Genomic DNA, 15141 nt, shown 5'->3' with positions numbered 1-15141 from the left:
CCACACGCGTCGCCAGGATATGCGCGGACGACTGCGCCAAGGCTATGTGGCGGCAGTGCGCCTCGCGTCGACCGGCCGGGCAGGAATGCCGACGACCGTCACACCCGGTGCGACGTCTTCCAGCACCACCGCATTCGCACCAACCCGCGCGCCTGTCCCCAGGGTGACGCCACCGATGATCTTCGCGCCGGAACCGATGAAGATGTCGTCGCCCAGCATGGGCGTGCGGCCACGGTTGTCGCCGATGACCACGCCGCTCTCGATCCACACGTTGCGTCCGCCGCGCACTGCCGAATTGATCACCACACCCACCGGGTGGATCAGCACGAGACCCGGGCCGAATTGCGCATGCACGCCGAGCACGCAGCCGTTGAGGCATTTGTTCAACCAGTGCGGCAGCAACGCCAGCGGTGCAAGACGCCAGCGCACCAGCGCGGCCTGCATGCGGTAGAGCGCATTGGCCAATGTGCCGTCGGCGAAGATCGCCCTGGCCAGGGAACACGACTGCCCATACTGCGAGTACAGCGCCTGCTTGGCCCGCAGATCGGCCAGCAGATTCATCACGTGCACTCCCGCTTCTTCAGCGCGAGATGAAAGCCGACGAGCTGGAGTATGTTGTTGCGCCATTGCCGCTCGGCCGCGACATAGGCGCGCGCCGCAGCGCCGACCCGTTTGAGGCCCGCGTCATCCCGGCTGCGTTCGAGGACGGCCTGCACCGCCGCATCGAGATCACCGGCCTTGAACATCCAACCGGTTTCGCCTTCACGCACGACTTCCTTTATCGGTTCGAAATCGGGCGCGACCGGCGGCACCGCGCAGGCCATGAACTCGAACAGCTTGACCGGCGAGGTGTAATCGCCCGCGTTCGGCAGGATCGCCATATCCATTGCGGCGAGCAGACCCGGTACCGCATCGTGTGCGACACGGCCGGTCAGGACCACGCGTTGTTCAAGCCCGTGCTCCTGAATGTAGGTGTTGAGTGCAGAGAACGTGGCGCCGTCACCAACCAGCAGCAACTTCAGATGTGGCGCCGAACCCAACTGCGCCGCGATGCGGCGCACGAAGTCGTCGATCGCATGCCAGGGCACGAACGCACCGAGATAGCCGCACACCACATGACCATCGAGCTTCCATTTCTCGCGCGCGGTCGCGCGCTGTTCAGCGGTGAAACTGAAGTCGGCGATGTTGGCGGCGTTCGGCGTCACGATCGTGGGCGCGATGGCGCCGTGTGCAGCGAGTGCGCGATCACGGAACACGCCGGAAACGAAAACCAGTCCGGCCGCGCGGCGGAATACCCAACGCTCGATCGCCATCGCGAGCCGCTGGAAGAACAGCGGCCGCACCCGGAACACGGTGGCCGAATCATTGACTTCGAGAATGATCGGCAGCTTCCGCCAGCGCGCCGCCAGCACCGGTGCAAACATGAACAACGAGTAGCGCTCGTAGATGAAATCCACGTCGCGGTTGCGGAGCAGGTAGGCGAGGATGCGCGCGCCGGCGATCAGGTTGTAGGCCACCTCGGCGAGCTCGAACAACGGTTCCGGACACCTGGACAGCAACCGCATCCACCATCGCGCCTGCCGGGTGGGCGACATCGACTTGGGGCTTGCATACGGATCGGCGCCCGGCAGCGACATGATGTCGACAGCGACGCCTTCTGCGCGCAGCGCATCCGCGATCCCGCGGATATGAACGCCTTCCACCGCCTTGCCCTGTGTCCGGTGGTGATAAAGTACCCGGCGCACCGGGACTGTTTCAGGGGCGGGCGGCGTATTCTCGTTCATGGCCACATGGATACCGGCAGCCGCGGGAGAGGTCATGGTTTGCGAGCTTAGCAGGCCGGCGCGGCGTTTGATTGCGCTCCGCGCCGTCGATCACCCCCAGCCGGCCCTTCCGGGGCGCCCACGTCACGACACACACGCCGCGCGCGGTCATGTGGCGTGGCCGTGTGGATCGCACGCGCCGGACCAACGTGATTGCCATCCGGCATGAGCTACGCCCTCTATCTCCTCTATCTGGTCCTCACCTATCTTCGTCCGATCGAGACGTACGCTCCCGACCTGGCGGACTACCGGCCGATGCTCTGGCTGTGGGCCCTCGCCTTCATTTTCGCGGCGGGTCGCGCCGGCGCCCGGCGTGAGATCGCAGCCAGACCGCTGTTCCTCGGTTTGATGCTCCTGCTCACCGCGGCGATCGCCGCCTCGTTGCTGGCCAGGATGTGGCTCGGCGGCGCCATCGACGCACTGGTCGAATTCAGCACCGCTGCGATGCTGTTCGTGTTGACCTGCCTCAACCTTACTTCCATCGCGCGCGTCAGACGCACCTGTACGGTCATCGTGTTGTGCATGCTCGTGATCTCCGCACTCACCATTGCGGCTTACCACGACGGCTTCATGATGGATCAACTGGTGCTGAGCCAGAGCACCGATGCCGAGGACGCGCTGGCCCCGATCAATGTGCCCACGGCTCCAGCGGAGGATACGTCCGGCGAAACGTTGTGGCGGGTGCGTTATCTGGGATTCCTCAACGATCCGAACGACCTCGCCCAGGCCATCATCGTGGTGCTGCCGCTGCTGTGGGTGACCTGGCGTCGCGGGCGTGGTTTGCGGAACATGGTCCTGATCGGCGTGCCTACCGCGACGCTGTTGTATTCGCTCTATCTGACGCACTCGCGCGGCGGGCTGCTCGGGCTCGCCGCCATCTTCATTTTCGGCATGCGGCGAATGCTCGGCACGACACGCATGGCGCTGCTGGCCATCGTGGTCGCTGTCGGCGTAAATGCCGCCGATTTCAGTGGCGGGCGCCGTTTTTCCACCGGAGAGGAATCGGCGAATGACCGTATCGAAGCCTGGTATTCCGGAATCCAGATGCTCAAGGCTCATCCGCTGTTTGGCGTAGGCTATGGCAGCTTCACGGACTTCCATCCGGAGCGGACCGCACACAACTCCTTCGTCCTGTGTTTCTCCGAACTCGGCTTGCTCGGCTTCTTCGCATGGACCGCGCTGCTGGTCGTGGCTTTTCGGGAACTGGGGGAAGCGGTAAGACGAACACCCGCGGGATCGTTCGAGCACCGGATCACGAGCGCGCTGCGCTATTCACTGATCGGCTTCCTGACCTGCGCCTGGTTCCTTTCGCGCACCTACCAACCCGAGCTGTACCTGTTGCTGGCGCTCTGCGCGAGTGCCGCCTGGTGCGTTCGACGCACCTCCGAAAACAACGAAACCACTTCATGGGCACCGCAGCCGTGGCTCGGAATGACGGCGTTGAGCATGCTGGCAGCCGTCGTGACGGTGTACGGCTTCATCGTCATGGGCCGCGTGTTCGGCTCGTGACGACGGCCGGTGCTGTCGAAGTCATGCGGCAAGGTGCTCGTGATAGACTCGCCGCCCTGTACAGGGGGTCCGTGTCGGTGCAGGCCCGCCATGGATGGGACCGTCGCCGAGTGCTTGCCGGCCGGCTCCCGAATCGCCGGCCAGCGCGCCAATCGACGCCGCGTTTGTTGCTCGCGACCAACAACTGAAGAGTCCGATGAGCCCATCGCCCTGGTTTTTCATCGCACCGATCACCGTCGGCCTGGCGTACTCGATCATCCTGATCCGCCGTCGCAACGTGGCCGGCTGGCTCCTCGGTTACCTGCGCGGGGGCTGGCGGGCTCCGGCCCCGACCGGAGTGACGAAACACCTGCTGTTCTGTTTCGTCGACCACTTCGAACCAGGCTGGGCGAATCCGGATCCGGCAACCGAACATGCGCGCGTCGCACGCTGGCGCATGGATTATCCCAAGCTGTGTGAAAACCATCGCGATGCCGATGGACGGCCGCCGGTGCATTCCTTCTTCTTCCCGGAAGAGGAATATCGTCCCGAACATATCGATGCGCTTGTGGAACTTTGCAGAATGGGGCTCGGCGAGATCGAGATCCATCTGCACCACGACAACGACACCGACGCCGGGCTGCGCGAGAAGCTGCGTCGTTTCACCCGACTGCTCACCGATCGCCACGACGCGCTGCCGCGCGACCCGCAGACAGGCCAGCTGCGCTGGGGTTTCATCCACGGCAACTGGGCGCTCGACAACAGCCACCCGAATGGCACCGGCTGCGGCGTGAACAACGAGCTGATCATCCTGCGCGAAGAGGGTTGCTACGCGGATTTCACCTTGCCGGCAGCACCCGATCCCTGCCAGACCAGCACGATCAATCGCATCTACTACGCCACCGATGATCCACGACAACCGAAGTCGCATGATCGCGGCGAACGTGTGCGCGTCGGAGGCCACGCCGTCGGGGACCTGATGATCATCCAGGGGCCTCTCGGCTTTCGCTGGAGCAGCCGCAAGGCCGGCATCTTCCCGCGCATCGAGAACGGCGACGTGCGCACCAGCTGTCCGCCCAGCGAAGACCGCATCGATGCATGGGTGCGCACCGGCATTCACGTGCAGGGGCGCCCCGAATGGATCGTCGTCAAGGTGCACACGCACGGCACGCAGGAGCGCGACACCGATACCCTGCTCGGCCCGTTGATGGACGGCGCGTTCCGCTATCTGGAGTCACGCTACAACGATGGCCGCGAATGGAAGCTTCACTACGTAAGCGCCCGCGAGACCTACAACATCGTCAAGGCCGCAGAAGCAGGCCTCGATGGCGATCCGGGTCGCTACCGCGACTACGCGATTCCGCGTCCGCGCTACGCCGCCCGCTGAGACCGCTGGATGGAAGCGCTCATCCTGCAGGTCGTCGTCATGACCTGTTTCGGCGCAGTCCTCTACACCTACCTGATCTATCCATTGGTCCTCGTCTGCATCGCCGGCGTGCTGCGCATCGCTCGGCTTGCGCTCCACGGGTCGGACCCGCGCAACCCGCACGTGCTGCGCGACTCCACCCTTCCCGCCGTCGCGGTGATCATTGCGGCCCACAACGAGGAAGCGCACATCACCGCGCGCATCGAGAACCTGCTGGCGCTCGACTATCCCGCGCAGCGGTTGCACGTCTATGTCGGCTCCGATGGCAGCAGCGATCGCACGGGCGAACTCCTTGCCGCGTTCGACGACCCTCGCGTGCGCGGCATCGTGTTTCCGCACAACCGGGGCAAGGCCAGCGTTCTCAACGATCTGGTCGCGCGCACCGACCAGGAAATCCTCATCTTTTCGGATGCCAATACACACTTTGGCAGCGCGGCTGCGCGATCGCTGGTCGCGCACTTTGCCGACCCTCGCGTCGGTTGCGTGAGCGGTGAACTTCGGCTGGCGCGTACCGGTGGAGACAACCAGGACAGCCTGTACTGGCGCGTCGAGCAGTTCCTCAAGTTCTTCGAGGCCCGCATCGGCGGTCTGCTCGGAGCGAACGGCGCGATCTATGCGATCCGGCGCGAACTCTGGCAGCCGCTGCGCGCGGACACGATCTGCGACGATTTCTGCGTCGGTATGAACGTGGCAGCCGCGGGATGGCGCCTCGTCTACGAGCCCTCGGCATGGGCCGGGGAGGACACGCCGGAGACGATCACGGACGAATACCGGCGCCGCGTGCGCATCGGCATCGGGAATTTCCAGGCGCTGGTCCGCCATCCCGAGTACCTGTGGCGAACCTCGATCGGCACCGCGTTCGCGTACCTGTCGCACAAGGTGCTGCGCTGGATCGCGCCCCATCTGCTGGTGATCGGTCTGGTGGGATCGTTGCTGCTCGGACTCGAATCGCGGCCCTGGTTGTACTTCGGCCTGCTCCAGCTGGCTGGCTATCTGGTCGCAGCGGCCCTTTGGCGGGCCAGCCGCGCTGGACATTCGATACCGCGGATCCTGCGCATCCCGGTATTCCTGTTTGCACTGAACTGGGCGTTCCTGGTGGCGTCGGTGGGCTATGCCAGCGGTCGTTACAGCGGCTCCTGGCGCCGTACCCGCCGCTGATTCCAGGCCGGCAATGATGATCGCAATCGGAGGCGACAGGTGCTGAGAATCGGGATGATCGGATGCGGCAAGATCGCCGATGGACACATCGAGCAGGTTCGCGCGATCGGACGCGGCGAGATCGTCGCGGTCTGCGACCGCGAACCGCTGATGGCCGAACAGCTCGCGGTGCGGATGAACGTGCCAGCGCAGTATTCGGATCTCGCGCGCATGCTCGCGAGCGAACGTCTGGATGTCGTGCATGTCGCCACCCCGCCCGACTCGCACGTCGCCCTCGCTGCCGCCGCACTCGATGCGGGTTGTCACGTGTTCATGGAAAAGCCCTTCGCGCTCGATGCGGCGCAGGCGCAGGTGATCCTCGACCATGCGCAACGGGTCGGCAGGCACGTCGGCGTCAACTACCTGTACAACTTCGAAGCTCCCGCGCTCGAGCTGCAGGGATTGCTCGACACTGGCGCCCTCGGTGACATCGTCCACCTCGATACCAGTTACGGCTACAACCTGTCGGGCGACTACGGCCTCGCGGTCATGGCCGATGCCACGCATTGGGTGCATCGCCTGCCGGGCAAACTGTTCCACAACGTGCTCGATCACGTGCTCGCCAAGGTCGTGGCCCATCTCGGCGACGAGGTCACCGTGAAGGCGTTCGCGCTGCGACGCCGGCCCGAAACCGGCAACCCGATCGTCGACGGGATGGCCGACGAATTGCGCTTCCTCATGCGCAGCGGCGACGTCACCGTTTCCGGACTGGTCAGCGCGCATGGTCGGCCGGTCGCACACACCTTGAAGGTGGTGGGCACGCAGGACAGCGTCGAGCTGGACTACGCGGCACGCACCCTCGTGCGCAGCGCGCGCCAGACCCAACCGAGCGCGATCGGACGCCTGATGCCGGCATGGACGCAGGCGCGCCGCTTCGCCGGCAGTGGCTGGCGCAACCTGGGCCGCTTCCGGCGCAGCGAGTTCCACTACTTCCAGTGCCTGCGGGTATTGCTGGGGCGGTTCTACGATGCGGTGGAAGGGCGCGGCCCGGATCCGGTGCCGCGCGAACACATCCTGCGCGTGTGCCGCCTGATCGACCAGATCGTCGTTGCGACGGGAGCGGAGCGATGAAGATCCTCGTCACCGGCGCCGGCGGCTTCCTCGGGTCGCGCATCGCCGCCAGTCTCCTCGCGCAAGGCGCGACGGATCTGCGCCTGCATGTCCGCGAGCGCCCTCCGCGCGGATTGATCGAGGATCTGCAGGTGCGCTATCCACACGCGCGCATCGAATGGGTGGGCGCGAATCTGCTCGCGCGCGGAATGCTCGCCCCGCTGGTGGAGGGCGTCGACTGCATCGTGCACGCCGCCGCGGGCATGCGCGGCGCGCCGGCGGACATGTTCGCCAACACCGTCGTCGGAACTCGCAACCTGCTCGATGCGGCCGGGCAGCGCGGCGCGGCGCGACGGATCGTGCTGGTCAGCTCGTTCTCGGTCTACCGCACCGAGCCACTCGGGGCGGACGCGCTGCTCGACGAAACGGTACCGGTCGAGCCGATCGGTATCGAGAAGGGGCCTTACGGCTACGCCAAGACGCGCCAGGAGTCGCTGGCTCTGGAACTCGCGCAGCGCTACGGCTTCGACCTCGTCCGCGTGCGCCCCGGGGTCATCTACGGTCCCGGTGGCGGCGGCCTGTCGCCGCGCGTCGGCCTGCGCGTGCTTGGCCTGTTCTTCAGCCTCGGCGGCCGCGCCCTGCTTCCGCTGAGCTACGTCGACAACTGCGCCGACGCGATTGCCGTCGCCACCCTGAAGGGATCGCCCGGCAGCGTGTTCAACGTCGTCGATGACGACCTGCCGAGTTGCAGCGCGTATCTGCGCGGCTATCGCGCCAACGTGCAGAAGCTTCGCGTGCTGCCGGTGCCGTATCCGGCGCTGCTGCTGGGCTCGCGCCTGCTGGTCTGGTATCACCGTAAATCGAAGGGGCAGCTGCCCGCGGTGTTCACGCCCTATATTGTGCGCTCGATGTATCGGCCCCTGCGCTACTCCAATGCCGCCCTCAAGGCACTCGGTTGGCGACAACGCATCGCGACGGCGGATGGAATGGCGATCACGTTCCGTGATGCGCGCGCGCCTTCGAAATAGCGCCGCCGCGCGTTCGCGGCCGGCCATCAGCCGCCGGTGACAGATTCGCCAAGCGCCTCGCGATAGAGTCGATCGTAGCTGGCGGAAAAGGCCGACATCGAGGCATGGCGGCCGACCCAGTCGCGTGCCGCTGCGCCAAGCGATGCGCGGCGCGCCGGATCGGCGACGAGGTCGCCGAGCGCGATGCGCAACGCCTGCGCATCGCCGGATGGAACCAGCAGGCCGGTACTGCCGTCCGTGACGATCTCGCCGTTGCCGCCCACGTCGGTCGCCACAATGGCCAGTCCCGATGCGCAGGCCTCGAGCAGCGCGATGGACAGGCCTTCGGACAGCGATGGCATCGCGAAGATGTCGAGCGCCGGGAGCAACTGCGCGACATCGGCGCGCTCGCCCGCGAACCGCACATGCTCACCGAGGCCCAACGCGCTCACCTGCGCACGCAGGGCCTGCTCGAGCTCGCCCTTTCCGATCAGCACGACGTGCAGTCCCGGATGGCCGGCGACGAGCGCGGGCATCACCTCGACGAGCAAACGATGGTTCTTGACCGGCACCAGACGTCCCACGCAACCGATCACGATCGCCGCGTCGGCCAGGCCGAGGGCGTGGCGCGCCGAGGCCCGCTGCGCGGCCGAGGCGTCGAAGCGCTCGACCGGTATGCCGTTCATGACGATACGCGCCCGCGCGCGGCTGACCATGCCCGTTCCGATGTAGTGGTCGAAAACCTGCCGGCTCACCATGGCCACGAGCTGCGTTCTGGCCAGCGACACCCGGTAGAACAGCCGCAGTTTGCGGTTCGACAGCCGCGTGCCCATGTCATGGCACGTGGTCAGCAGGGTCGGCTTCCGGCGTGCCGCGAACTGGGCCGCGGCGCTGTAGTAGTTGGGCACGAAGTTGTGGGAGTGGACGACATCGATCGCGCCGTCCGTGGTGACAGCACGCAGCTTGCGCAGAACCGCGAGGTCGAACGACCTGCGCTTGCCGCCCATCACGACGCGGACGCCGGCCTCCCTCAGCTCGGACAGCAACCCATCGCTGTCGTTGATGCTGAAGACCGTGACGGCATGTCCGCCCAGATGCTGCGCGATCGCCAGATCCGTAACCACACGCTCCAGTCCACCGCGTTCGAGGCTGTCCACCACGTGCATGATGCGCAGCGGATCGCGAGCGGGGTGCGCTGGTTGCATAGGTCGGCAGGCAAGGCTGTGGAAGGACCGGCGCCGACATCATAGTCGGGTCGCGCGGCCCGCAGCCACGACATGGCTGCACGCGATTCCGGCACCTTCGCTCCTGCCCACGCGGGTTCGGTTACTGCAATCGCATGCTCCGGACGCATGCGTGCCGAGCGTCGCGACGCAGGGTACGATGGGAGCCGGCGACACCACGCTGTCCTGACGTCAGGATGCGAGCAGGCGAAGCCGGTTCGACAACCTGGTTGAACTCTTGGCGATCAATCCGAATGGCGTCCGCACGACGTCGCCGGCGACCGTGATTTTCGTTGCTCGATAGGCGGTCCATTGGCGGGTCTTGTGCGAACTCCTTGCCGCTCTGGATGACCGTCCGATGGCGTCAAGTTCCGGAATACTGCGTGTCGGGCCCGAGGAAAAATCGCCGCTATGACCCAGGCATTCAGCAAGCAGGTCGTGTTCCGGTCGGTGCTCATGGTCACCGGATCGACCTACGTGAACTACGCCAGCGGACTGCTGGTCAGCACCCTGATCGCGCGCAGCCTGGGCCCGGCCGATTACGGCCGCTACTCGTACCTCGTCTGGCTGTGTGGCGTCCTCATCATTTTCTTCACGAACGGACTGACCACTTCGGGCATCCGCTTTGTGTCCGAATGCCTCGGGCGCGGTGACCCCGGGGTCGCAGAAGACGTGCACGGATGGCTGCAGAAGGGCTACTACGCGAGCCTTGCCATCGTGACGCTCGCCTTCTGCGCGTGCGTGCGCTGGTTGGAGCCGGCGGGCTGGGCAGGGCATCTCTGGGTGTTCGCAGCGATCGCGCTGATCAGCGCGGTAGCGAAAGCCCACTACCTGTTCCGCGTGTCCATCGCGAAGGGCTACGGGCTGTTTGGCATGGACGCGGCCACCACCAGCATGATGAGCATCCTCGGATTGCTTGGCACCGTCGCTCTTGCGGTCGCCGGCGCATCGTTGAACGCCTATGTGCTGCTGTTCGCGGCCGTCAGCCTTGGGCACGCGATCGTCGCACAGGTGCTGTCGCGGCGAGCTCGGATCCATCCCCGCCACGAAGCCGTGGATCAGGTGCTGGCTCGACGCATCCGCCAACATCTGTGGTGGACCATCGTGCTGACGATGGTTGGGGCGCTCACCAACAAATCGCTGGAGACGTTCCTGCTCAACAAGTGGGCCGGACCTGAAGCGGTGGGATTCTTCCTCATTGCGGCGGCGCTGACGCGCGGTGGAATCGACTTGCTGTGTTCGGGTCTGAACTCCGTTCTCATGTCGGCGATGAGCCACGCATTCGGTGTCGGAGGAATCGAACGCGTCAATCGCATCCTGATCGACGCGCTGCGCTATTTCGTCTTTCTCGGCTTGCTGCTCGCCGGGGTCGGCGTGCTCTGGGCGAATTCCGTCATCGCGATCATGTACGGCGCGAAGTTCAGCCAGGCGGCCTTTGTGCTGCAGATGATGGTTCTGGTGGGAGGATTGACCCTTGTCGAAGGGGCGTTTGGCGCAGTCCTCTCGACCACGGACAACCAGAAGGCGCGCGTGGCGGCCTCCGTGCTGTATGTCGTCGTCACGGCGGTCACCGCGTTTTCACTGGTTCCCGTATACGGTCTGATGGGCGCCATCTGGGCTCACGTTCTTTCGCGCAGCATAGTGACGCTGGCCATCGCGATCGGCACGACCCGCATGTTGCGGATCCGTCTGCCGTACGCGGAAATCGCACGCCTGCTGGGGGCAGCGGCATGCGGCGCCCTCGCCGCGCTTCCCGTTCTGCTCGTATCTTCGAACCTTGTCGCCCAGTTCATCGCCGGCATCGTGTACGCGACAGCGTATGCGGGAAGCAGCGTGCTGCTGCGCGCCTGGCATCAGCGCGACCTGCAACTCATCGGCTCGGTCGCAACACGGATTCCGATGCTGCGCGCCATACTGCAACGACTTGAGCGGTGGATGCGTGCGCCTGCTGCCGACACACCGCCGTAGCGTGCGAACCCGTCAATGCTCGATGGCGCCGAGATCGTCAGCAGATTTGCGGACCATCGGCCTGAGACGGGCGTCGAGCTGATATTGCACCGGAGGTGCGCCTGCGGATTGCTTGCGCGCCTTGCCGAGGAAGATGGAGCCGCCGTGTGGCAGCAGGGTGCTCGGATCGATCGGTGGAATTGCGCCGGTGATCATGTTCTGGCCGCCGTTGAGCTGGCCGGGGACCGGGTGCCAGGGATCGCTGTCGGCCCAGCCGGCGGTGATCCAGTTTGCGCCCAGGTTGAGGATGCCGCCGGCGGTGTAGCCGACGGCTGCGTCCTGGCCGATGCGCATGGCCGGGTACTGGATGCCCGGGTCGAAAGTGAAGAGGTTGTTCCAGACCTGCGCCGTCTCATCGGTGGTCGACAGGCGGAACAGGAAGGCCGCATTGGCCGTGCCGGTGAAGTGCACCGTGTTGTTGTAGAAGTACAGGGTGCCCTTGCGATAGTTGGCTTCGCTGCCGATGTGGTCGCCGCCGTAGTGGAGCATGACCGTGGTGGCCGGCAACGCGAACTGGTTGCCGTAGACGAAGGCGGTCCGATAGGCAGGGTTGGCAAGCGCGGTCCGCGCATAGTCTTCCGCATCGACCAGGTCGATGCCGTAGGTCCCGTCCTCGATGCGGTTGTAGCGCACCACGGCACCGACGGAGCGGTCCTTGATCGAGTTGCCGGCCGCACCCGGACGCAGCGGCCCGTAGCGGTTGAACTCGTAGGTGATGCCCACGCTCTGGATGTAGGTGGTGTGCATGTGCATGTCACCGACCACCCCGTTGTTGGTCATGGTGTTGCCGGCGATGCGGATGTCCTTGGTCACGTAGTTGGTGGCCCAGTCGGCCGAACGGCTGAAGATCGCCTGCGAGCAATCGGTGATCTCGTTGTCGGCGATCGTGATGTGCTCGCCCTGCTCGATCCAGATGCAGCCGCCGAAGTCCATGTAGGGCTGCACGATGCCGCTGGTGTCGGTGTAGCTGTAGGCGGAGGTCGCGTGCTGCAGCTTGAGGCCGTCGATCTGGACGTAGGTCGGATTGCCGTTGCCGTCGGCGAGGCTGGCGACCAGCATGATGATGCCGCGCTGCTGGTTGATGGTGCTGGCGCTGGAGCGGCCGAAGGACAGGCTCGGGCGCGAGACGGCATTGGCGCCGTCGATGATCGGACGCTCGCCATTGGGTCCCTTGACGCCGCACACGCGCACCGGCGCACTCGCCGTGCCGTGGGCATTGATCGCGACCTTGCCGGTGTACGGGGTGGCGCGATAGAAGATACGTACGGTGTCGCCGGCGGCGAGGTTTTCCCAGGGCACCTGGTCGAGGCTGGCCAGCTGGCCGGCGCCGGGGCCGACCTGGTAGTCGCGCCCTCTACCGGACGCCAGGCACGCCGCCGAAAAGAAAGGCTCCGCCATGAGTGTGGCATTCGACGCACTCGCGACCCGCACCCGACTCTTCGGCCCACCGCCGGCGTGCGCGACCAGGCCGACGCAGGTCAGGACGACCAGACCGACCGTATGAAATTTGCTGACCGGAATGTACATGGGGCTTTGACCTCCGCCGTCGTACAACCGAAGTCGGGCAGGCCCTGGAATCCGTCGGCTTCCGGCGAAGACTGCCGCTGTTCCAGCGTGTGTGCGATCAGGCTCAAATCGCCTCGACCGCAGGCCGCGCGGACCCGACATTGTAGATCACGCGGGCAATGAAGCGCGTGGCGTTCACATCCCGAGGGCCAATCCTGGGCAGCTGGAACTTGCTGGAGCGTCGCGTCGCAACACCCCAGCCCGTCGAGAAGGCCGCGCGGTAACCAGCTTCCTCGACCATGCGTGCATGCGCAATCGTGTAGTCGGTACCCGGCTTGCCGTTCGGATATGCGAACAAGGTGGGGGCCGTGCCGATCAGCGCTGCGAGATCGTTGCGGTTCTCGGTGATCTGGATGCGCGCCTGTTCATCCGTAAGGCTTGCGAGAATCGGGTGATCGACGGTATGGCCGCCGACCGACATGCCATGTTTGACGAGGTCGCGAACCTGTTCCGGCGTCATCATGAGATCCGCCGGGAGATGGCCCTGCACGATCGACGCGAGCCTGTCACAGGCAGCGAGCCGGCGTTCGACAGGCAGATACTTCACTGCTCCGACAAACTCGGCAAACAAGCGAGCGCGTGATGCGTCGTCGTGGATATTGTGGGTAGCCAGACCGATCCACGAAAGGTCTATCTCACCCAACGGCAGGCGGCGCACGACTTCGATCACCGTATCGTTGAACATCCGCCCGGTGCCGAGGTAGCCGGTGGCAATGAAGAATGTCGCGACGAGACCATGCCGCCGCAGGATCGGAACGGCGATCTCGAAATTGTCCCGGTAGCCGTCGTCAAACGTTATGCAGGCCGCGCGCGCCGGCAAGGTTCCGGAACCGAGTCGGTCGACCGCCTCGTCAAGCGGCAGCACCCTGAACACATTCGCGACTGCACGCATGTGCGCATCGAAGATCGCAGCATCCGGCTCCGTCGGCAGCAAGGTATCCGACCTGCGCAGGACCCGGTGATAAAACAGGATCGGCAAACGTGCACGATCTCCCGCTGGCGCCACACAGCGGCAAACGGTGCGCATCAACGAGTAAGCGACGGACACTCTGCATGCCCCCTGACGTCGATGTACAACGACCAGGCGATTGGATCACCATTCACCGATTCTATCCGATGCACCGATCGCTCCTGCGTCGGACGCAGTATTGTGCCGACAGGTTCGCACCTACTGCCATTCGCTCAGCATCGCCGAGATCGTACCGGGCGCGGCGTCGCGTGACCACGCGGGTAGCGTTCCGATGTCCGGAGATAGTCATCGAGCTTCACCCGCGACTCTTACCGATCTCCAGCGATGATCTCGATTGTCGTTGATCGAGTATCCCACGGATTGCCAACGGGCAGCTGAAAGGCTCCCGCCAAGTGAGGCGGCGTTACTTTGCCACGCGCGCCCGATGTAGCACAGCGCGGCCCCTTCCCGAGAAGCGTGCTGCCGGGGATCGGCCCGTTACCGGATCGAATGCGGCGATTTCGTTCGTCACGGACGTCCCCGGCCTCCATGGCGCCGCCCCGGCCGAGGCGGTTGCCATTACGCGCCAGGTCGCGTGCGGTGAAATCCATCAGCCCGCCCCCTGTCAGTCAAAATTAATCGCGTCTTGCGTAATTGCCTGCCATCACCCCGAAACAGCAGCCGAGACGATTCACGGCCTGCCCTTCGAGGGGCCTGCCGGAATCCCGACACGCGATGGAAAATGCTTCGAAATGAATAATTCCAGCGAAGGCCTCCGCCTCGATGGCCGAAACTCATGCGCAGTTATCGAGGCAGCCATTTCACAGATGCCATATTTTCCAGAACCGTTAAAAGACAACAAATACAGTCCTCGAATTTGAGTGGATGCCCATCACTTCCAAACGGCACGACCACGCCGGCAAAGTCATGCACATCAGACACTTGCAATATTTCAAATAAGTCGAAAAAGCGGTTGTTAAAATGCAGCTAACGTTAAATATCCGACAATGAGAAGCACGTCACCTTTCATGATGTTTTGAATCAATCCCGCGCTTTTCATGGAACACAACTGTTTACCTGTTCACAGTATTAGTGAGAAATCGAACAGTAGTCTGCGCCCCTCCTGATTTGAAAGAGCGGGTTGCATGAAACAGTTCCTTCCAAGCGTCGCCAGTCGGCACGTAAAAAGATTGTGTGGTTCGCCGCTGGTGACATTGGTTGGCAAGACCTCATTCGCCCTGCTGGTGATGTTTCAGCTCGCGGCGACAGCCAGCGCCGCGCAGCCTGCAGCGACGACCGACAGTGTTTTCAGCGACGGATTCGACGTTGCTTCGTCCCCGCCCCCGCCGCCGTCCCTGGTATCGCAGCCGTGCGTGCCATCCGGCCTCGGCATCGATTATCAGGT

The 15141-nt window shown here is 64.6% G+C and carries 13 protein-coding genes; 8 read left to right on the top strand and 5 right to left on the bottom strand.

What is annotated here, in order from left to right; translation table 11 throughout:
• Nucleotides 1-42: 42 nt before the first annotated feature.
• On the bottom strand, nt 43-561 hold the full coding sequence (locus ABD002_RS10670; RefSeq protein ID WP_343790747.1) for a serine O-acetyltransferase: 519 nt from the start codon (nt 559-561) through the stop codon (nt 43-45).
• Nucleotides 561-1745, bottom strand: coding sequence for a glycosyltransferase (locus ABD002_RS10665; RefSeq protein WP_343790744.1), 1185 nt, complete (start codon nt 1743-1745; stop codon nt 561-563). The genes ABD002_RS10670 and ABD002_RS10665 overlap by 1 nt, the downstream gene beginning before the upstream one ends.
• Nucleotides 1746-1988: 243 nt before the next feature.
• Here ABD002_RS10665 and ABD002_RS10660 point away from each other — a divergent pair, with 243 nt between their 5' ends.
• The 5 genes from ABD002_RS10660 (at nt 1989) to ABD002_RS10640 (ending at nt 8012) form a co-directional block, all read left to right on the top strand.
• Entirely contained in the window at nt 1989-3332 is a 1344-nt protein-coding gene (locus tag ABD002_RS10660) for an O-antigen ligase family protein (RefSeq protein WP_343790741.1), read from the top strand.
• Between the two features lie 196 nt (nt 3333-3528).
• Entirely contained in the window at nt 3529-4698 is a 1170-nt protein-coding gene (locus tag ABD002_RS10655) for a hypothetical protein (protein ID WP_343790738.1), read from the top strand.
• A 9-nt stretch (nt 4699-4707) separates the two neighbouring features.
• A complete protein-coding gene (locus tag ABD002_RS10650; protein ID WP_343790735.1) occupies nt 4708-5895 on the top strand; it encodes a glycosyltransferase family 2 protein in 1188 nt (395 codons plus the stop codon).
• Nucleotides 5896-5934: 39 nt separating this feature from the next.
• Nucleotides 5935-7005 carry a Gfo/Idh/MocA family protein gene (locus tag ABD002_RS10645; protein WP_343790732.1) on the top strand — a complete coding sequence of 357 codons (1071 nt, stop codon included), beginning with the start codon at nt 5935-5937 and terminating at the stop codon, nt 7003-7005.
• Nucleotides 7002-8012 (top strand): NAD-dependent epimerase/dehydratase family protein, encoded by a 1011-nt coding sequence (locus tag ABD002_RS10640; RefSeq protein WP_343790729.1) that lies wholly within the window; start codon nt 7002-7004, stop codon nt 8010-8012. The genes ABD002_RS10645 and ABD002_RS10640 overlap by 4 nt, the downstream gene beginning before the upstream one ends.
• Nucleotides 8013-8038: 26 nt before the next feature.
• On the opposite strand, the gene ABD002_RS10635 is transcribed toward ABD002_RS10640, so the two are convergent.
• A complete protein-coding gene (locus ABD002_RS10635) occupies nt 8039-9115 on the bottom strand; it encodes a glycosyltransferase (RefSeq protein ID WP_343791404.1) in 1077 nt (358 codons plus the stop codon).
• Between ABD002_RS10635 and ABD002_RS10630 the strand changes: the two genes are divergently transcribed.
• Together ABD002_RS10630 and ABD002_RS10625 are read left to right on the top strand one after the other, a co-directional pair.
• Complete coding sequence (locus ABD002_RS10630; RefSeq protein WP_343791416.1) at nt 9074-9241, top strand: hypothetical protein; 168 nt, start codon at nt 9074-9076, stop codon at nt 9239-9241. The genes ABD002_RS10635 and ABD002_RS10630 overlap by 42 nt on opposite strands.
• A 384-nt stretch (nt 9242-9625) precedes the next feature.
• Nucleotides 9626-11182, top strand: a complete 1557-nt coding sequence (locus tag ABD002_RS10625) for a lipopolysaccharide biosynthesis protein (protein WP_343790726.1) — start codon at nt 9626-9628, stop codon at nt 11180-11182.
• Between the two features lie 12 nt (nt 11183-11194).
• Here the strand turns inward: ABD002_RS10625 and ABD002_RS10620 are convergent, their stop codons facing one another.
• A complete protein-coding gene (locus ABD002_RS10620) occupies nt 11195-12748 on the bottom strand; it encodes a right-handed parallel beta-helix repeat-containing protein (RefSeq protein WP_343790723.1) in 1554 nt (517 codons plus the stop codon).
• 103 nt (nt 12749-12851) lie between these two features.
• Nucleotides 12852-13607 carry a polysaccharide deacetylase family protein gene (locus ABD002_RS10615; RefSeq protein WP_343790717.1) on the bottom strand — a complete coding sequence of 252 codons (756 nt, stop codon included), beginning with the start codon at nt 13605-13607 and terminating at the stop codon, nt 12852-12854.
• A gap of 1274 nt (nt 13608-14881) precedes the next feature.
• Here ABD002_RS10615 and ABD002_RS10610 point away from each other — a divergent pair.
• The coding region (locus ABD002_RS10610) for a hypothetical protein (protein WP_343790714.1) at nt 14882-15141 on the top strand (260 nt) is incomplete at its 3' end.

Source organism: Dokdonella soli, assembly GCF_039523175.1.
In the GTDB taxonomy this organism is placed as follows: domain Bacteria; phylum Pseudomonadota; class Gammaproteobacteria; order Xanthomonadales; family Rhodanobacteraceae; genus Dokdonella_A; species Dokdonella_A soli.
This window is presented reverse-complemented; position numbering and strand designations above follow the sequence as displayed.

Excerpts from the sequence above, each read along its gene's own strand:
- ABD002_RS10670 (WP_343790747.1), bottom strand. The coding sequence starts at position 561 with ATGAATCTGCTGGCCGATCTGCGGGCCAAGCAGGCGCTGTACTCGCAG.
- ABD002_RS10660 (WP_343790741.1), top strand. The coding sequence starts at position 1,989 with ATGAGCTACGCCCTCTATCTCCTCTATCTGGTCCTCACCTATCTTCGT.
- ABD002_RS10655 (WP_343790738.1), top strand. The coding sequence starts at position 3,529 with ATGAGCCCATCGCCCTGGTTTTTCATCGCACCGATCACCGTCGGCCTG.
- ABD002_RS10650 (WP_343790735.1), top strand. The coding sequence starts at position 4,708 with ATGGAAGCGCTCATCCTGCAGGTCGTCGTCATGACCTGTTTCGGCGCA.
- ABD002_RS10640 (WP_343790729.1), top strand. The coding sequence starts at position 7,002 with ATGAAGATCCTCGTCACCGGCGCCGGCGGCTTCCTCGGGTCGCGCATC.
- ABD002_RS10630 (WP_343791416.1), top strand. The coding sequence starts at position 9,074 with ATGTCCGCCCAGATGCTGCGCGATCGCCAGATCCGTAACCACACGCTC.
- ABD002_RS10625 (WP_343790726.1), top strand. The coding sequence starts at position 9,626 with ATGACCCAGGCATTCAGCAAGCAGGTCGTGTTCCGGTCGGTGCTCATG.
- ABD002_RS10620 (WP_343790723.1), bottom strand. The coding sequence starts at position 12,748 with ATGTACATTCCGGTCAGCAAATTTCATACGGTCGGTCTGGTCGTCCTG.